The 18,469-nt window shown below is 56.9% G+C and carries 17 protein-coding genes and 3 pseudogenes; 9 read left to right on the forward strand and 11 right to left on the reverse strand.

Annotated elements, in window-relative coordinates; genetic code table 11:
• Positions 1-15 precede the first annotated feature (15 nt).
• Entirely contained in the window at positions 16-738 is a 723-nt protein-coding gene (locus JWR17_RS18510; protein ID WP_299833492.1) for a WecB/TagA/CpsF family glycosyltransferase, read from the forward strand.
• 128 nt (positions 739-866) lie between these two features.
• Here the strand turns inward: JWR17_RS18510 and JWR17_RS18515 are convergent, their stop codons facing one another.
• Positions 867-1,724, reverse strand: a complete 858-nt coding sequence (locus tag JWR17_RS18515; protein ID WP_299833494.1) for a LysR substrate-binding domain-containing protein — start codon at positions 1,722-1,724, stop codon at positions 867-869.
• Positions 1,725-1,835: 111 nt separating this feature from the next.
• On the opposite strand from JWR17_RS18515, the gene JWR17_RS18520 reads away from it, so the two are divergent.
• Entirely contained in the window at positions 1,836-2,567 is a 732-nt protein-coding gene (locus JWR17_RS18520; RefSeq protein ID WP_299833496.1) for a haloacid dehalogenase type II, read from the forward strand.
• Positions 2,557-3,342 carry an aldolase gene (locus JWR17_RS18525; protein ID WP_299833498.1) on the forward strand — a complete coding sequence of 262 codons (786 nt, stop codon included), beginning with the start codon at positions 2,557-2,559 and terminating at the stop codon, positions 3,340-3,342. Before JWR17_RS18520 ends, JWR17_RS18525 begins: the two co-directional genes overlap by 11 nt.
• Before the next feature lie 84 nt (positions 3,343-3,426).
• On the opposite strand, the gene JWR17_RS18530 is transcribed toward JWR17_RS18525, so the two are convergent.
• Together JWR17_RS18530 and JWR17_RS18535 are read right to left on the reverse strand one after the other, a co-directional pair.
• Complete coding sequence (locus tag JWR17_RS18530) at positions 3,427-3,744, reverse strand: type II toxin-antitoxin system YafO family toxin (protein ID WP_299833500.1); 318 nt, start codon at positions 3,742-3,744, stop codon at positions 3,427-3,429.
• Between the two features lie 126 nt (positions 3,745-3,870).
• Positions 3,871-4,410, reverse strand: coding sequence for a hypothetical protein (locus tag JWR17_RS18535; RefSeq protein ID WP_299833501.1), 540 nt, complete (start codon positions 4,408-4,410; stop codon positions 3,871-3,873).
• Positions 4,411-4,575: 165 nt separating this feature from the next.
• On the opposite strand from JWR17_RS18535, the gene JWR17_RS18540 reads away from it, so the two are divergent.
• A complete protein-coding gene (locus JWR17_RS18540) occupies positions 4,576-4,722 on the forward strand; it encodes a hypothetical protein (RefSeq protein WP_299833503.1) in 147 nt (48 codons plus the stop codon).
• Between the two features lie 70 nt (positions 4,723-4,792).
• On the opposite strand, the gene JWR17_RS18545 is transcribed toward JWR17_RS18540, so the two are convergent.
• A complete protein-coding gene (locus tag JWR17_RS18545) occupies positions 4,793-5,128 on the reverse strand; it encodes a hypothetical protein (RefSeq protein WP_299833505.1) in 336 nt (111 codons plus the stop codon).
• Between the two features lie 197 nt (positions 5,129-5,325).
• Between JWR17_RS18545 and JWR17_RS18550 the strand changes: the two genes are divergently transcribed.
• Positions 5,326-5,769: a helix-turn-helix transcriptional regulator gene (locus JWR17_RS18550; protein WP_299833507.1), complete on the forward strand. Its 444-nt coding sequence runs from the start codon at positions 5,326-5,328 to the stop codon at positions 5,767-5,769.
• A 219-nt stretch (positions 5,770-5,988) separates the two neighbouring features.
• Positions 5,989-6,390, forward strand: coding sequence for a RidA family protein (locus tag JWR17_RS18555; protein ID WP_299833509.1), 402 nt, complete (start codon positions 5,989-5,991; stop codon positions 6,388-6,390).
• Here JWR17_RS18555 and JWR17_RS18560 read toward each other — a convergent pair.
• The 4 genes and pseudogenes from JWR17_RS18560 to JWR17_RS18575 form a co-directional block, all read right to left on the reverse strand.
• Positions 6,380-7,276: a LysR family transcriptional regulator gene (locus JWR17_RS18560; RefSeq protein WP_299833511.1), complete on the reverse strand. Its 897-nt coding sequence runs from the start codon at positions 7,274-7,276 to the stop codon at positions 6,380-6,382. The genes JWR17_RS18555 and JWR17_RS18560 overlap by 11 nt on opposite strands.
• Positions 7,277-7,355: 79 nt before the next feature.
• Positions 7,356-7,523: pseudogene (locus tag JWR17_RS18565) on the reverse strand (winged helix-turn-helix transcriptional regulator); the annotation flags it as partial.
• Between the two features lie 13 nt (positions 7,524-7,536).
• Positions 7,537-7,841: pseudogene (locus JWR17_RS18570) on the reverse strand (IS21 family transposase); the annotation flags it as partial.
• 139 nt (positions 7,842-7,980) lie between these two features.
• Positions 7,981-9,009: a class I fructose-bisphosphate aldolase gene (locus JWR17_RS18575; RefSeq protein WP_299833514.1), complete on the reverse strand. Its 1,029-nt coding sequence runs from the start codon at positions 9,007-9,009 to the stop codon at positions 7,981-7,983.
• A 304-nt stretch (positions 9,010-9,313) separates the two neighbouring features.
• Here JWR17_RS18575 and JWR17_RS18580 point away from each other — a divergent pair, with 304 nt between their 5' ends.
• Genes JWR17_RS18580 through JWR17_RS18590 form a run of 3 tightly spaced genes read left to right on the forward strand, consistent with a single transcriptional unit; the run spans position 9,314 to position 12,504 of the window.
• Positions 9,314-9,778: a MarR family transcriptional regulator gene (locus JWR17_RS18580; RefSeq protein ID WP_299833516.1), complete on the forward strand. Its 465-nt coding sequence runs from the start codon at positions 9,314-9,316 to the stop codon at positions 9,776-9,778.
• Positions 9,771-10,973, forward strand: coding sequence for an HlyD family secretion protein (locus JWR17_RS18585; protein WP_299833518.1), 1,203 nt, complete (start codon positions 9,771-9,773; stop codon positions 10,971-10,973). Before JWR17_RS18580 ends, JWR17_RS18585 begins: the two co-directional genes overlap by 8 nt.
• Positions 10,966-12,504, forward strand: a complete 1,539-nt coding sequence (locus JWR17_RS18590; RefSeq protein WP_299833520.1) for a DHA2 family efflux MFS transporter permease subunit — start codon at positions 10,966-10,968, stop codon at positions 12,502-12,504. Before JWR17_RS18585 ends, JWR17_RS18590 begins: the two co-directional genes overlap by 8 nt.
• 449 nt (positions 12,505-12,953) lie before the next feature.
• Here the strand turns inward: JWR17_RS18590 and JWR17_RS18595 are convergent.
• From JWR17_RS18595 to JWR17_RS18605, 3 genes and pseudogenes are all read right to left on the reverse strand, one after another.
• Positions 12,954-13,112: pseudogene (locus JWR17_RS18595) on the reverse strand (amino acid ABC transporter permease); the annotation flags it as partial.
• 136 nt (positions 13,113-13,248) lie between these two features.
• Positions 13,249-14,991, reverse strand: a complete 1,743-nt coding sequence (locus tag JWR17_RS18600; protein ID WP_299833522.1) for an ATP-binding cassette domain-containing protein — start codon at positions 14,989-14,991, stop codon at positions 13,249-13,251.
• Between the two features lie 37 nt (positions 14,992-15,028).
• A partial coding sequence (locus JWR17_RS18605) for a calcium-binding protein (RefSeq protein WP_299833524.1) occupies positions 15,029-18,469 on the reverse strand: 3,441 nt, incomplete at its 5' end.

An 18,469-nucleotide genomic window follows, 5' to 3' on the forward strand; every position in this document is an offset into this window, starting at 1 on the left:
TTAGGAACCCATCCTATGAACGTGTTCGGAATCGATTTTTATCAGGGGCAGCAACAGGATCTCATCGCCGAGCTGATCATCTTAAGCAGCGCACCCTTCAGTTATACGGTGACCGCCAATGTTAACCACATCGTGCTGCTCGATCACGACGAGCGGTTTCGTCAGGCCTATCAGCACGCCAGACATCGGATCTGTGACAGCCGTGTATTGTTCCCGCTGTTGCAGCGTTTCAAAGCCGAGATCGCTGAACCTATTCCAGGAAGCACGCTGACTCGGTCGATGATGCTCATCGCCCAGGATCGGCGTTGGCCGGTGACGGTATTAGGCTGTGAAGAGGACGTCATCGCCTCGCTGAAAATCAACTACCCGTCGGTCACGTTCTACCACTACAACCCGCCGATGGGCTTTATTGATAATCCCGCGGAAGTTGACCGCTGCGTAACATTTATTCAGAAACACGAAGCACGCATGACAGTGTTTTCGGTAGGGTCGCCCCGCCAGGAGATACTCGCTGCCGAAGTGCTAAAACGGGGCGGTGCCACCGGGGTAGGGATTTGCGCCGGAGCATCATTGGCGTTCTTGTCTGGCAAAATCAAACGCGCACCGGTATGGATGCAACGCCTGTCGCTGGAATGGTTGCATCGGCTGCTCACCGAGCCCAAGCGCCTGACTCGGCGCTATGCGATGGATGCCTATCGGATACTGCCTATCATTGCGCGGCAGTTCCGTGATCGTTAGAGGGTGTTGGATCAAGTCCTGTAGCGCCGATTGTTGGCGAGGCGGCCCGGCGCGGTGTGTCTGATACGCCGCTTCGCCCACACGTTCGCTCTACAGATAACTGAATGGTTATGCTGCACAACGACGATTCAACTTCGCGACAAGTGCGTCTTCAGGTAATCCGCCAGTGTCCGATGTACCGGAGGCATCAGCCGACTGGTTGAAATTAATGCCAATTCGCTCGGTGGTGGCTCGATGAAGCCCTCGTCTATCCCCAAAGGACGATGCTCCGCCAGCACAGCCGTCGACGGCAGCAAACTGATGCCCAACCCCGCCGAGACCGCCGCCTGAATCCCCACCAGACTTTGACTCGCGAAGGCTACGCGCCAGCGCCGTCCCGCCGACTCAAGCGCGTGTATTATTCGCTCGCGATAAATACAGCCTTGAGGGAACACCGCCAAAGGCAGAGGATCGGCGAGCGTCTGCATGCTGAGCCCAGCTACCCACGTTAGATGCTCGGGCCATTGACACAAGGCCGGAGCGGAGCTTTGTTTGCAATCACGCTTGACCAGAGCAAGATCAATTTCCTTGGTTTCCAGCTTTGCATGCAGGTCAACGCTTAGCCCGCTCAAAGTATCGAGTCGCACCAAGGGATGCTGATGGGAAAATCCAGACAGCAGCACCATCAACCGCTGAACGTCAAAATCTTCGGGAACCCCGAGCTTCACCACTTGGCTTTGTTCCGGAGAACTCAGCACACTGTGAGCTTCGAACGACAGTGCAACCAGCCTACGGGCGTACCCCAGCAACTTCTCGCCATCTTCCGTCAGTTGAACGGTTTTGCCGGCTCGCTGACGCAACAGCAGCGGTCGCCCCAATTGCTCTTCAAGCTTGCGAATCTGCTGGCTTACCGTCGATTGGGTCCGGTTGACCCGTTCGCCCGCCTTGGTAAATCCTCCAGCATCAACCACCGAAACGAAGGTGCGCAGCAATTCCAGATCAAACATGGCGACGCCCTCTGCATTTGATTTTCAAATTAATTAGGCATCTTAATTTAATTTTACGATGATTATGTAAAGTTTTTAAATGGAAGCCTGTTCATCTAACGGAGCTTCCTCATGACCGCGTCTATCCCTCGCCCTACCTGGATTACCTTCGATTGCTACGGAACCTTGATCCAGTGGGATGAAGGTCTGCTGAGTTATGTTCAGCGTTTACTGGACAGCAAAGAGGGTGAAGGCCTCGACCCTGATCGTTTTATCAACCTGTACGATCGACATGAGCATCGCCTGGAGCAAACACCGCCTCATCGATCGTTCGCTGATATCTCGCGACTGTCCATGGAACTGACGCTGAACGAACTGGGCATGGATTATCAGTCGCAAGACGCAGACGGACTGATTCAGCGCATCGGCTGGATGCCGCCCTTTCCCGAGGTCCCGGCCACACTGAAGTGGCTGAAGGACCAAGGTTTCAACCTGTGCATCGTGTCCAACACCGACGACGACATCATTTCCGGGAATGTCGCTCAGTTGGGGGGGTACATTGACCGCGTGATCACCGCACAGCAGGCACAGGCTTACAAACCGGATCACCGGTTGTTCAACCATGCTCACCGTCAACTTGGGGTCGACATCGATCAAGTGCTGCACATCTGTGCCAGCCCACATCTTGATCTTGCAGCGGCAAAAGTCATGGGATTTCGCTGCGTGTGGATTGACCGCGGCACACGACGTAAGGCGTTGCCCGACTATACCCCTGACGCTGTGCTGTCGGATTTAGCGCAGGTCCCGGAGTACATCCGCAGCATGGGATGGACCGACGATCAGGGAGAATCCCATGGCGCATGATCTGGGCGCGACAACCCGTAGCGAGAAAAATTACGACGGTCTTGATGCCCCGGCAGTGATGGAAGCGCGCCGCGATCTCGCCGCCAGCCTGCGCATGGCGGCACGATTGGGCTTGAGCGAAGGCATTTGCAATCACTTCTCAGCCTTGGTTCCCGGGCACCCGGATCTTTTTTTGGTAAACGCCTATGGGCTGGCATTCAACGAAATCACCGCGTCGAATCTGCTGATCTGTGATTTTCACGGCAATGTGATCTCGGGTGACGGCCAGCCTGAAGCCACGGCCTTTTACATCCATGCTCGATTGCACTTGCACAAACCCAACGCGGTGGCAGCCTTTCATACACACATGCCCAACGCCACCGCACTGGCAATGATCGAAGGTGAACCCTTGGCGTGGGCCGGACAAACAGCGCTGAAATTTTATGGGAGAGTGGCGGTGGATGAAGAGTACAACGGCCTCGCACTGGACAACACCGAAGGTGATCGTATAGCTGCAACCATGGGCCACGCAGACATCGTGTTCTTGAAGAACCACGGAGTAATGGTTACAGGATCGAGCATCGCCCTGGCATGGGACGATTTGTATTACCTAGAACGGGCCGCCGAAGTACAGCTTAAAGCCATGAGCACTGGCCGGCCTCTGAAGAAGATAGATCCGGACACCGTGGAAAAGACCGCCCGACAGATCAATATTGGAGATGCGGAAAGTGCGCGGGTGCATTTGGAGAGCGTGAAACGAATTTTGGCACGGGTTGAGCCGGATTTTGCTGATTGATTGTTAGACAGGAGGAGGACAGAGCGCTGGGCATCTTAAGTGAAGCCTAGCGCGGGGCCCCTCTTTGACTTGTGACCAGGGATATCAGTTATCGCTGCGAAACTCACGACCCAGCCGACCTAAGTACAGCATTAGGTCATTGTTGTTGGCCTGCTCATGCGCATCCGGCATCAGTACCCCAATAATGCAGAACTGGTTGTTCTCAAAGAGGCCCCTGGCATAAACCAGAGCAACATCATTCTCTGGCTCGCCCTTTCGGCATTTACGTTGTGCTTGTTTTTGACGCTTAGGGAAGTTCCGAGGTGGAATGCACAGATGAATGTGCTCGATACAACCCGCTATTGCTGGTGGCGATCCATATTCAACGTCAAATCCAAAGTAGTCTGGCAGATCATCGCGCATCGACTGCTGATAGCGGCAAAAATCCACTAGGAGTTGATCTAGAAAGCCAGGATGGGATGATTCGAGAGGCTTGAAAAACCTATCGTAGGTGTCCGGATGGAATGATACCTCTACGGGGTCCATCAATCAGGAGCTGAACGACGCAGCGGTTTCTCGACCCAGCCTGGCAAGGGCTACCAAGCCTCTACGATCAACAGAGCTGACGTAAGGTTTTGGCTCAACCACCATTTGGCGAATCAGGTTTGCATTGCGATCAGCCTTGTGGCGAGACTCAGCCAGTACGGTAATTAACCTGTCTCCGTAATAGCCTAATTCGCCTGTACCTTTGAGGTCTTTAACCTCCCTCAAAGCCCGGCCAAAAATCTCCGAAACGGTCGTGAATGGATTACTCAGCATATGCTGATGCGGAACTTCACCCGCAAGGATGGCAGCGTAAGCCCGATCAAGAAACACATTCACACCTTCACCCATCTCGATCAGACCCGGAATACGAGCCAAGGCATCGGCGTCCGCAGAGGTTAGAGTTACCAATTCGCCAGTCCGATATGTCGGCTCTTGCCCAATCGGCGCACCATCACCGGCAAACGCAGCCGCAGACATAGCCAGTGCACACACAAGCGCAAGCTTGCTGGCGATTGGGCTTTTGCTTTCGACGATGGATACCATGGGAGTTCTCGTTGGTCTTGCCGGGTGTATCGCTACTATACATCACAGACGAGGGCCTCGGCGCGACCACGCGCAACACACGACCATGTAACTGTCCGAATCTTCAGTAGGCCTACGACCTTCAAGCGGTAGCCTCTAATCGCCATGCGATTAGGACCCGGTCGTTTGCCTACAGCCAAAGGCGCAGATGTCGGTGATGTGGCCAACGCCATCGTCGAGATCGTCGGCATGCCTTTCGGCTCCCGTCCGTTCCGACGCCACATCGACCCGTCCCAGGATGGCGCCGAAATCGTCAATGCCATGGCAGTCTAAGAATCAGGAGCGGTATTATTGGCTTGGACCCAGCCACCGGACTATTAATTCTGAATGGCTAAACACGCCGCTACCTTCCCACGTCGTCCTCATCAAATATTCCCACCCGAAGCTCTCTGACCCCTCCATCTGCGTTGAAGCGAATCACTGCTCCAGTCCCCTGCGTCATAGCGATAACATGCTCAATTAGGACCGTATGGCTCGCTGCACGAAGAATTGGCTTATATCCATGGGCCTTGAACAGCGTAAATTGCCCGCTCTCTAATTCGATTCTGAAGACATCCATTGCCTGAGCATCCAAATAGGTGTTCTCGATGGATGCACTGACAACGATGACGTTCCGCGTTTGCGATGAAAGCACCTCCCGCAGCCGATAGAGGACACTTGAACTGCCTGACTTTTTCATCGACGGTCCGTCAGATCTCTAGTCCTGTAACCATCCCAGCCCCTACGCTTTCCTTCTTGATGGAGAAAATGCCACGTCAAACGACCTGACGGTGCATCAATCACATTCGATGTTGCGCAATCCCCTGCTACAGTTTTATGTCCGGCCCCCATTACGCCGCGAATTGGGTCGCGGCGAATCTCGCATGGAGCATCACGGTGAAAAACTTCGGAAAGCGGCTTAGAGCCGAGCGGGTAAGGTTGAATTTGACTCAAAAAGAATTAGCGCGCCTGTGCGGCGTCCAGGCCAACGCTCAAGGCCACTATGAAAACGGTGAGCGGCATCCCGGATCGGGTTATTTAACCGCCTTGATCCGCTACGGTGTAGACGTGATGTATGTATTGGTTGGCGCGCGACCGGTGATAAGAGAAGAGCGTCTCACCGAGACGGAGCGCATTCTTATTTGCAGCTACCGCGCCTTGGCTGAAAAGGATCAAGCGGCAATCGCTTACTTAGTAACGATATTGGCTGCCTTTCGCCGGACGGTTGACCTTAGAAGGGGGCCGCGCCCGGAATATAATTTTGAGAAGATGGTGGCGAAAGTACTGGGTAGCAATCTCTATCTGCCGCTGGCAGCGCGACGGGCGAACGTTCCGAGTTGATTGTGCCGCCTCGCAGTGTGTTGTGGCGCACATCCAAGACAGTGTTCGCCCAGCGGGTGATTGCGCCGGTTGCTCACTGACAACGCGCTCAGGTTGGGTTGAAAGCCAAATGCGCGACTGTCCACACCGGTGAATAGTCATGTCAAAAACCAGGGGTTTTTCTCTTCCATTGAGTCCACTAGCATGCGCCGGGTAGTGTACTGATCCGAGGAAAACACCATGAGCAAGCCGGAATTTTTTATCACGCCAGGTTATGGCGATTATTTGCGCGAGAACCTGCACTATGCCCAGGCGGTCAAGGTTGGCGATCGCGTGGAAACGTCAGGACAAGGCGGCTGGGATGATGAGTTCATCATTCCCGAGTCCATCGCCGAAGAGATCGCCCAGGCTTTTCGCAACCTGGAGCGCACCCTGGCGACCGCGGGCGCAGGCTGGGAGCATGTCATTCACGTCAACTCGTATCATGTCGGTGGATTTGCTCCCGAGGTCAACGAGGCGATGGTCAAGTTGTACCGCCACTACATGCCCGACCACACACCGATCTGGACACAGGTTGGGGTCGACAGCCTCGGCTTGCCGACCATGCGCGTGGAGATCCGTGTGACAGCAATCATTGTCTGACGCCAAACGTCTGAATCACCCAATCGATAAACACTTTTAGCCGGGCGTTTTGATGACGATTGGGTGGATAAAGCACATGCAGCGGCAACCCGGGTCGCGACCAGTCCTGCAACACCGGGACTAACTGGCCCGCCTCGACGTAACCCTCGACAATCGCCCTGAAGTGCTGCCCGACGCCCAGTCCGGCGAGGAGCATTTCCTTCAGGCCATTGCCTTCGTTGGTGGAAAACGCGTAGTCAGCCACCTCATGGCGTACCGCTCCGCGCTCGAAAATCAGTGGCTCCGACTTGCCCGATCCGGCAAAGAAATAACCGGCCCGCAGGTGGTGCTGTTCCAGATCCTCGGGCGAGGTCGGCGTGCCCCTGCGCGCCAGGTAACTGGGGGCTGCACAGGTGACGAAACCCAGCTCGACGATCTTGCGACTGATCATCGACATATCCTCGAACTTGCCGGCGCGAATCACGCAGTCCACCCCCTCGCCCACAATGTTCACGGCGCGGTCACTGATGCCCAGGGCGATGGTGATGTCGGGATACTCGCGATGAAAATCCACTAGCGCGGGGATCAGCAGGCAATTGGCGAAAGACGCTGGCGCATCCACCCGCAAGTGCCCATGAGCCTTGAGTTTTTTACCACGCATGGCACTTTCCACGGCGTCCAGCTCGGCCACCAGGCGATTCGCATGAGCGTAATACTCCAGACCGTCCGACGTCGGTGTCAGAACGCGAGTAGTGCGTTGCATCAACTTGAGGCCCAGGTGTTTTTCCAGATCGGTAATCAGTTTGCTGACGGTGGAGCGCGGTAGCCCCAATTGGTCGGAGGCCCGACTGAATGAGCCGGTTTCGATGACGCGGACGAAGGCGCGCATGGCGAGAAGTTGGTTCATGCTGATGCCCTTCTAAACGTAGGTGTCTGGCTTCACTCGATCGTACAAAACAACCCGGCAGCTCAGCTGTCTGAACGTTACGCGCGACCAACCCGCGCGCTTCCATGTCGCGCAGCGTCTGCACCAGCATTTTCTTGGAAATGCCGGGCAAGGCCCGCTGCAACTGCCCGGTACGACAACGCCCACCAGGCCAGCGCTCCAGCGCGTGCAGCACCAGTCTGACCCACTTGACGGTAAACAAACCCATGACTCGTCGCGGCGGGCTGGCTGAGGCGGTACTCCTGCCAGAGCAGGGCCAGCGTGACACCGGGACGGCGCAGTTCGGCGTGAACCTTTGCCCAGTCGGGTGTCGGACGTTGATCACTGGGGACGGCGGGCGGTGGTGGGAAAAGACGCCGTTGCAGTTCGGTATGGTCAGAGCAGAGGGCCAAATCAGCCCGCTGGCAGCAAAGCGATTGAGGCAGTCATCGACGCTGGCACGACTCACTTGCAAGCTGTCAGCGATCTGGCGAGCAGACAGGCCGACCTCGAATTTGAGACGTAATACTTCTCGAATCTTACGCATGGATAACCTTTCACGACAACTTCTTTGCTTCGATAAAAAAGGCCAATAGTAGTAAATCAATCCTGCGTCGCTGCCTGCTTTAAGGGTGGCCGGATGTGCGTGGAATGGGTGGCCGGATGGCCGTGGAATCCCGGCGCCATCATACGGCCGGCCCGTCCCGAGCAGCGTCGTACTCACCACGGCATGCCGCGTGGTTACATCTGAGCCGGTGTAATAAAGCCTGTTGTGCGGCCACCACATTGGCCCACTCGCCGCGCCAAATCTCCAACGCCGGCTGCTGGACGGCACGGGCAAACGAAAATGCCAGTGCCCAAGGCAGCCGCGACTTGAATCTCATATTCATGGCATTTAATCGGGCTGAAGCCAACTCCCCCGATTGCCCCCCCGACAAGAAGGTAATGCCTGGCACCGCGGCGGGTACGGTTCGCAGGAGGCAACTCACGGTCGCGTCGGCTACTGCGGCCACCGTTGCCTGGGTGGCGCAAGCCAAGCCGGAAAGCACCATATTAGGCTTCAAAAGCATCCCCTCAACCAGCACCCGTTGAGCGTGCAGCTGTTTGAAGACGATCCGCAGAACGTCCTCCGTTACTTCGGCGCACTGTTGTAAGGTATGTTCACCGTCCATAAGCACTTCCGGCTCGACGATCGGAACCATCCCCGCCTCCTGGCACAACGCGGCATAACGGGCCAGCGCCTGAGCGTTGGCCTCGATGCAACCAGTGCTGGGAATGTCACCTCCTATGGTGATCACCGCGCGCCACTTGGCAAACCGGGCGCCCATTTGAAAGTACTCTTTTAGCCGATCACGCAACCCGTCCAGACCCTCGGTAATTTTTTCCCCAGGACAACCCGCCAAGTCGGTTGTACCGATGTCCACTTTGATGCCAGGGATAATGCCCGCGCCGCTCAGGGCGTCGCAAAATGAGACGCCATCTTTTGTTCGCTGACGGATTGTTTCATCGTAGAGAATTGCACCATTGAGGTATTTACCGAGACCCGGCGTGGTCACAATTAGCTCCCGATAGGCGCGCCGAGTCTCCTCGGTCTGAGGAATACCCAACTGGGCAAAGCGCCGGTTACACGTGGGGTTGCTTTCGTCCATGGCCAGCAACCCTTTGTCGTCCGAGACCAGTCTCCTTGCGGTGTCTATTAGCGCTTGCGCATTCATACTCAACCCCTTGTTAACAGTGGAATCAGGCGTTCCAGTGTTGCCCTTGGTTCATCGTCCAACGCCCAGCCTTACGGGTCATGATTGCCCTTGTCGGTGGATTCTTATTCGCTTGTCAGTGTAGTCAGAATGCACAAAAAGCCAACGTGTGATCAGTTAGCACCATCAATTTATCCCCGTTTTGCCCCGCTTCACCAGAAAGCCGCCGGGGAAAAAATCTTCTTCAGTTGTCATCAAAATATAGATAGCATCCTAATTACAAGCTCAACTATCATAAGCTAACTTTTTAGTTAAGAGCTTCATCATGACTGACACTCTGACACTCGGTTTCGCCCTGCATGACAGCGCTAGACTGATGCGTAAGCGCTTCGAGCAACGTGCTCGGCACGTCGGACTTACGCGTTCGCAATGGCAAGTGCTGGCCATGCTCACAACCCATGAAGGCATTCATCAAAAAGGCCTTGCGGACTTGTTGGAGCTGAAATCGATCACCTTAGTGCGCTTGCTGGACAAGATGGCTGAGCGCGGTTTGATCGAAAGACGTAGCCACCCCACGGATCGGCGCCTTTCCTTGCTGTATTTGACCGAGCAGGCCCATCCGCTGCTGGAGCTTATGCGCGGCATGGGTCAAACAACGCGCCAAGAAGCAACGGCTGGATTTTCCGAGGATGAGACTCAGCTTTTGCTACAAATGATGACGCGCGTGAGGGCGAATCTGATTGAAGCCTGCAGTCTTCCCATCGACGAGGAGACCCTTCGTCATGATTGATCAGCGTCTGAAGTCACCCCAAGAACATCCTGAGACACCTGAGGTCGCACGCTCGGAAGGCCCTTCTCCAACCGAGTCGCGCCAACCCGCTGATCAAAAAATGGAAGCACGAATCAGCACTGCCCCTGCCCGCTCACAACGGCAGCACATACGGATTGCACTGTTTGCAATGCTGCCGATAGCACTGTTGGTGGGCGGCTACCTGTATGTCACGGGAGGACAGATCATTTCCACCGGTAACGCCTACATCCAGGCCGATCACGTAGGCGTGTCTACGGACGTCTCGGGCCTCGTGGCGTCGGTCGAGGTCAAGGACAATCAGCGAGTCAGCCAAGGTCAGGTGCTGTTCACCCTAAAACCAGAACCCTTTCAGATAGCGCTAGCCAGTGCCAAGGCGCAGCTGGGTAATGTGCGCAACCAGATCCTCAATCTAAAAGCCAGCTACAACCAGGCACTGGCCGAAATCGATCAGGCGCAAGTCGACCTGCCGTATTACCAGACCAGTTTCCAGCGCCAGCAAACCCTGATCAGCGTCTCTGCGGTGTCCAAAACCACGTACGACGACGCCAAACATGCACTGGACAGTACCCGGCAAAAGATAGCCGTAGCCAAGGCCACGGCGCAGATGGTGCTGGCTCAATTGGGCGGCCATGTCGAGACAGCTGTCGAACAACAACCGACCTACCTTCAGGCTCAAGCAGCCGTCGATGAAGCCCAGCGCAACCTGACTAACTCAGTGGTCCGGGCCTCCTTCGAAGGCATCGTGACCAATGTTGATTCGCTTCAAGTGGGCTCCTACCTACAACCACCTCAATCCGGCATCAGCCTGGTCTCTGCCGATCACCTGTGGATCGCAGCCTCGCCCAAGGAAACTGAACTGACCCACATGAAGCCCGGCCAGCCAGTCGATATCAGCGTCGACAGTTACCCAGGTGTGCAATGGCACGGCACGGTCGAAAGCATCAGCCCTGCGTCCGGTTCCAGCTTCTCGTTGCTGCCCGCGCAAAACACTACCGGCAATTGGGTCAAGGTGGTGCAACGCATACCCGTGCGTATCAGCATCGATGATGCGGGCAATAAACCGCCATTGCGCACGGGTATGAGTGCCGAAGCGCAGATCAATACCGGGCAGGCGCGAGGCCTCCCGGAAATGTTCACAGGGTTGTTTGCCAGCAAGGGCGCAGCCCATGAGTGATCCGGCAGCGACTGAACCTGTGGCCCATCGCGCGATGATCACCGCCTGCGTGGTGCTGGCGGTGATCATGCAGGCGCTGGATACCACGATTGCCAACGTCGCCCTGCCCTACATGCAAGGCAGTATCTCGGCCAGTACTGACCAGATCAACTGGGTGTTGACTTCCTACATCGTCGCCGCGGCGATCATGACGCCGCCATCTGCCTTTCTGGCAAGACGATTTGGCCGCAAACGAGTGCTGCTGTGGTCGATTGTCGGCTTCGTCGTCTCGTCGATTCTTTGTGGCCTGGCGCAGTCGTTGGAACAAATCATCCTGTTCCGCCTGCTGCAAGGTCTTGCGGGGGCCGCGCTAGTGCCCCTGTCCCAGGGCATCCTGCTCGATATCTATAGTCTCAAGGAGCGCGGCTCAGCCATGGCGCTGTTTGGTGTCTCCGTCATGGTCGGCCCGGTGTTGGGCCCCATGCTGGGCGGCTGGTTGACCGAAAGTTACAGCTGGCGGTGGGTGTTCTTCATCAATCTGCCCATTGGTTTGTTGGCGCTGGGGGGGATTTTCTACTACGTCCGCGAAACGCCCACCGACACATCGTCACGCCTGGACTGGCTGGGCTTTGGTTCACTGAGTGTGGCGATCATGGCGATTCAACTATTTTTGGATCGCGGCGAGCAACTGGGTTGGTTTTCCTCCGGTGAAATCCTGATTGAAGCCGTGATCGCCGTTGCGGCTGTGTACGTATTTTTAGTGCATAGCTTCACTACCGATAAGCCCTTCATCAGCCCCCAGCTGTTCAAGGACCGTAACTTTTCTATCAGCATCGTCTTCATTTTTATCATCGGGATTACCTACCTCGCCTCCTTAGCGCTGATGACTCCCTACCTGCAAACCCTGATGGGCTATCCGGTGCTAACGGCGGGTATGGTCATGGGGCCGCGTGGCCTGGGTACCATGCTGACCATGTTTCTCGCCGGCAGACTATTGGGCAAGGTCGATACACGCCTGTTGCTGCTGGTAGGGCTTGGGCTCTCGGCATTATCCATGGGCTTGATGACCGGATGGACGCCCGACGTGTCGATGCAAACAATCATCTATGTCGGGTTCATTCAAGGCACCAGCCTTGGGATGCTGTTTGTGCCATTGACAACAGTGGCCTTCGCGACGTTGCCAGCCTCGTTGCGGGCGGAAGGCACTGGTCTGTACAGCCTGTCGCGAAATGTCGGTTCCAGTGTAGGAATTTCCATCGTTACCGTTCTGCTCACCCAAAACATTCAGGTCAATCATGCGGAAATAGGCGCCTACGTCACTCCGTTTAATCGAGCCTTCGATGCCTGGGCGATCAAGCGTTACCTAGACCCAACGATCGCGAGCGGCCGCGCAGCATTAGAGGCAATGATAACGGTGCAGGCTAACTGGGTTGCTTATATAGATGATTTCAAGCTTCTGATGGTGCTGTCTCTGGCTGTCATACCGCTGTTGTTGATTATCAAAAGCCCCAGGCTTGAAGGGAATCATGAACCGGTAGAGGTTATTGAGTAATCGGCGCCCACACCATGTCTCGATCGCGCAGCAATACGGTGGCGGTGGCGGTGGCGGTGGCGGTGGCCATCGCAACGCTGCAGGCTTCCGCGCTCACTTCGGGCATCCCTTGGCCGTATAAATTGCATCACCCTTGTGACCGGATATCAGGCGGCCGCTGATCCGGAGGTTTTGAGTATCATTTCGGGTTCGCGTCTGAGGTATCGCAAGCAACAGGCAAAAGCAGCTTGTTGACGACGATGCGCCTCATGCCAACCAGCTTTGCCGACTTGATTGAGTCCGATTGACATCATTTCCTCCGTAGTTGCATTGAGCTCGCAGAGCAGACCTTGCCCGTCTTCGGGGTGGATTTCGTTGATTGACATTCTACCTCTCGCAGTTATGGGACTTATAGAAGACCCCCGATCTCCCCATGATTCGTAATAAATGACGAAGGACGCGCTGGCGGTATAAAGGGTTCCAGCAATGCCGAACGCGGTGAACGAGGCGTAGGTCGCCGAGTTAACGTCCTGGGCAATTTTCAGAAGATCGGGAACCGTTGCGGGGAACGCCACCGAAGTGGAGTGCAGCATCAAAATCAGTTCATTACTAAAAAACGGTAACGCTCGACAAAAAGCCAGGCGCTGCGTTGCGTCGAGCGATCCGTAATCGATGCGCTTCACCGCTACCGGCGCGGGTCGCTCGGCGCCGAATACCTTGAACGCAACCCACAAGCCCTGTACGTACTCGTCGACATAGCCAAATCTAAGCACGGGAAGGTGTGAGCAACTGCTCAGGCGGACCGTAAGCCACTACCTTTCCCCGGTCTAAAACAACGATCTTATCCATCTTGTTGAGTATCGTTGTACTGTGTGTGGCGATGACCACCGTCCGGCCACGAGTGAGCTGATCAACCGCCTGGGTCAAGCGGGCCTCGGTTTCGGCATCCACACCTGAGGTGGGTTCGTCGAGAAGAAAAATCTGCGCATCTGAAGCAAGCGCGCGTGTCAGCGCTACGATCTGCCGCTGACCGCCTGACAAGGGTTGCCCCGCACGGGATGACAGTACCTGGTCGCGTCGCATTTCGCCGTCGCGCAGCATGGCGGCAAGCCCTGTCTGCAATAGGGCCTGTTCGGCACGATCACCTTGAAAAGATGCCAAATCGTCTTGCAGTGTCGGGCCCATGATAATTGGATCCTGTGGTTTATAGGCCATCCACTGCGAACGCTCATCCGGTGCAAAGGCTTGTATGCGCATACCGCTTACCAGCACCTGCCCGTCACTAGCTTCCTGTATGCCGGCCAGGCAGCGCAGAAGCGTGGACTTGCCAGAGCCTGGTCGTCCAATGACCGCCACGCGTTCGCCCTTCGCAATCTGCAGGTTCACGTCCAGCAAAGAGGTACCGCCCCCTTGGCTGCGACACGTCAGGTGCAGTACCGAAATATCTCCGGCGCACACATGCGAAGGCACATCCGACGATAATGATTCAGCTTGTGGCGTGGCGGCAGCATCCAGTTCGCGCTGCGTGCGGTTAAGGTCTTTCCAGCCGAGTGCCAGCGATACGACGGAAGACACCTGCATCATGGTCCTCAGTTGGATGAGTGAGCATGCGATGAGCGAGCCGACACTCATTGCGCCCGCTTCGATACGGAAGACGCCGGTCGCCAGTAAGGTAACCGAAGCCAAACCCACGCACATCCCGCCCCAGGCTTGGGAGGCGGTCTGCCAAAAACGCTGGTGACTGCGCAACACCGCGCCGTGCTGTACTTCCTTTTCCCACCGGTCGGCGAAGACGTGGCGCAGGGGCGAGGTTTGCAAAAAGGCTAGAGCGCCCACCATTTCCGATAACAACGTGGCCTTGCTGGCCGAAGCCAGCTGCCCTTGAGCCGCATAATCACGTTGTGGTCGGCTGGTAAACCATTGCCCCAACACGATAGGAAGCGCGAAGAGAACGGGGATGACAACCAACGGCCCTCCGATAAAGCCTTCTGCCAATAAAAACATCACCAGAAACGGTAGATCCGCTGCGACGACTGCATATTGGGCTAGCAACGCATCCCGAGCGCCAGCTAAATCCCGGTAACGTGACATCAGCACGCCAGGCGCGGCCACCTGTTGCGCATTCGCTTGGAGCACTCTATCTACCAAACGTCCGTCCATACGCAACTCTGCGACTGCACCGAGCCGTTCAGCCGAGTAGCTACGGATCATGCGCAACACAAACTCGAGCAGGAGTACCAGCACCATACCGCCGCCAAGCGTCCACAGCGTCTCATCGTTGCCGTTGCCGTTGCCCACAACCTTGTCGTAGACCAGCATCGAGAACACAGGCATCAATAACCCACAGGCGTTGACTAACAAACTGGCCAGGCCGATTTCAACTGCAAACGGTGCGATTGCCTGCAGCAGGCGCAGATGCCGGGACGTCTGCACCTGCGGCACGACAGCCGAGCCCTGGCTGCTTACAACCTTATCAGCGCGTATCGTCGTATCCGTGGGCATGCTCATAGGGTCTTCTACTGACCCTTCGGCTTTCACAACCAAATCAAACGGTGCTGACATTAACTTGCGCAATTTGAGATGCGCCTCCAAGGGTTGGATCCGCGTTATAGAAGGTGTAGACAGAGCCGCCCGCGTTAGCCGTGTAGAAGTTGCCGGACTGCACGACGATGCTGTCATTGGTATCAAGATGGATGGTGAGCGCAGAGCTCGTGCCCTGTCCTACGATGCTCTGAATAGCCGAGGCCGAGACCGAGATGAACTCGTTGACGCCATCCTTGACGTTGATGGATTCGGTGGTGGTGACACGTCCGACGAGGTTACTCAGGTTCACGCTGGTGTTAGCGGCAAGCCCTGTAATCTGTAACGTGTCGGTACCGGCGCCCCCGTCCACAATGGCGCTCTGGTAGTTAGTGCTGTTGAGTACCAGCGTGTCATTGCCCGCGCCACCGCTGAGGGTATCGGCGGAGGTACTGGACGTGAGCACGTTGTCCAGCGCGTTGCCCGTCAAGGTGACTGCAGAGCTATTGGCGGCGATCGTGCCATTCTCCACATTCGGGGCCAGCGTGTAGTTGATGCTGGTGTAAACAAGGTCTGTGCCCGCCCCCACGGCTTCAGTGACCACGTCCCCCGTGTCATCCACGGTGTAGGTGTCGTTGCCTGCACCACCGGCCATCGAGTCTGCACCCGTTCCGCCGTCGAGGTTATCATTGCCGGCGCCGCCTATCAGCGTGTCGTTGCCCGCCAACCCGAGGAGGTTGCTGCCCGCGCTGTTTGCGGTCAGTACGTTGGCCTGGCTGTTGCCAGACGCTGTCAAGTTTGCGGTGGTGCCTGTGAGGGTGAGGTTTTCCACGTTGGCGACCAGGGTATAGCTGAGCGAGGCCATGACCAGGTCGGTGCCCTCGCCCGTCGCTTCGGTCACGACATCGTTAGCATTGTCTACGTAGTAGGTATCGTTGCCCGTACCCCCAATGAGCGTATCGGCACCCGCGCCCCCATCAAGCGTGTCGTTGCCTGCACCGCCGGTCAGCGTATTGGCTGCGCTGTTACCGGTAAGGACGTTATCGAGCTCATTACCTGTCCCGTTGATGGCGGAGGTGCCTGTCAATGTTAGATTCTCAATATTGTTACCGACAGCCAGTACGTAGGAGAGGCTGCTATAAACAAGATCGGTACCCGAGTTGGCTGCCTCAATGATGACGTCGCCTGAGTTGTCCACGTAGTAAGTGTCGTTACCTGCCCCACCATCCATGGTATCGGCCCCTGCCCCACCGTCGAGGATGTCATCGCCAGCGCCTCCGGTCAGGATGTTGGCGGCACTGTTGCCCGTGATGGTGTTGTTGAGTTCGTTACCGGTGCCATTTATCGCTGCGATACCGGTCAGCGTCAGGTTCTCGACATTGTTGCCGGTTGCGAGCACGTAGCTGATGCTGCTGAAGACCTGATCTGTACCGGCGTTAAGTCCCTCAGTGATGACGTCGCCCGCGTTGTCGACGTAGTAGGTGTCGTTGCCGGCACCGCCGGCCATCGTGTCGGCGCCGGTGCCACCGTCGAGCGTATCGTTACCGGTGCCGCCGGTTAACGTATCGTTGCCATCCATGCCATACAGCGTGTTACCGGCGTTGCTTGCAATGAGCGTGTTGGCCAGGCTGTTGCCGGTGCCTATCAGCGCCACGGTAGTGCCGGTCAGCGTCAGGTTTTCTACGTTGGTGCCCAGGGTGTAACTGATGCTCGCGCTTACGATGTCTGTGCCTTCGTTGGCGTTCTCTACGACGACATCGTTTGCCGAATCCACAAAATAGGTATCGTCACCCGCGCCACCAGTCATCGTGTCGTTGCCCGCACCGCCATTGAGGGTGTCATTGCCGGTACCGCCTATCAGCGTGTCGTCGCCGTCCAGACCGGAAAGCGTACTGCCCGAATTGTTGGCGGTGAGCACGTTGGCCAGGGTGTTGCCAGTCGCGGTCAACTTTACGGTGGAGCCAGTGAGCGTGAGGTTCTCAACGTTATTACCCAGGGTAAAGCCCACGCTGCTATAGACCAGATCCGTGCCCGCGCTGGCAGCCTCGGTCACGACATCACTGGCACTGTCCACGTAGTACGTATCGTCGCCTGCACCGCCAGCCATGGTGTCATTACCGGTGCCCCCATCAAGGGTGTCGTTGCCGGCGCCTCCGGTCAGCGTATCGTTACCGGCCATACCCAGCAGCGTACTGTCTGCACTGTTGGCGATCAGCACGTTGCCCAAGGCGTTGCCTGTGCCGGTCAGGCCTGAGGCGATCCCCGTGAGGGTGAGGTTTTCAACGTTCACTTCCAGTGTATGGCTGACGCTTGAATAGACGAGGTCTGTGCCCGAGCTCGCGCTGTTACCCTCGGTCACGACATCACCGGCACTATCCACGTAGTACGTATCGTTGCCCGCACCGCCAGCCATGGCGTCATCACCGGTGCCCCCATCAAGGGTGTCGTTGCCGGCGCCACCGGTCAGCGTATCGTTACCGGCCATACCCAGCAGCGTACTGCCTGCACTGTTGGCGATCAGCACGTTACCCAAGGCGTTGCCTGTGCCGGTCAGGCCTGAGGTGCTCCCCGTGAGGGTGAGGTTTTCAACGTTCGCTTCCAGTGTATGGCTGAGGCTTGAATAGACGAGATCTGTGCCCCCGCCTGGCGCCTCACTGACGATATCGCCCACATTGTCAACGTAGTACGTATCGTTTCCGGCCCCACCCGACATGGCATCAGCGCCGGTCCCGCCATCGAGCGTGTCATTGCCCGCGCCACCTGTAAGCGTATCGTTACCCGCACCGCCCGAAAGGCTATCACCCGCGTCGTTGCCCGTGATGACGTTGGCGAGCTCATTACCCGTTCCACTGAGGGGAGCAGTACCCGCCAAGGTCAGGTTCTCAATATTGCTACCCGAGGCGAGCGTGTAAGCAATGGTGGACACGACCGTGTCGGTGCCGCCATCTGCGGCCTCAATCACCTGGTCACCCACATTGTCGACGTAGTAGGTATCGTCGCCGAGTCCTCCGGTCATAGTGTCGGTGCCGGCACCGCCGTCCAGCGTATCGTTACCCGCGCCGCCAATCAGTGTGTCATTCCCGGCCAGCCCCAAGAGCGTGCCGCCTGCGTCGTTGGTCGTGAGCGTGTTGTCCAGCGTGTTGCCTGTCCCAACAAGGCTGGCGGTATTGCCGGTGAGCGTAAGGTTTTCCACATTGGGTGAAAGCGTATAGCTCACCGAGGCCATCACCTGGTCGGTCCCCTCGTTGGCGGCCTCGATAACCACGTCATTTGCATCGTCGACGATGTAGGTGTCGTTACCCGCGCCGCCCGTCATCGAGTCGGCACCCGCACCACCGTCAAGCAGGTCGTTGCCGGCACCACCGATCAGCGTGTCGTTACCGGCCAGGCCCAGCAGCGTACTGTCCGCACTGTTGGAGGTTAGAACGTTGTCCAGGGCGTTGCCTGTGCCGGTCAGGCCTGAGGT

Origin of the sequence: Pseudomonas sp. (genome assembly GCF_028293835.1) — a bacterium.
GTDB lineage: Bacteria > Pseudomonadota > Gammaproteobacteria > Pseudomonadales > Pseudomonadaceae > Aquipseudomonas.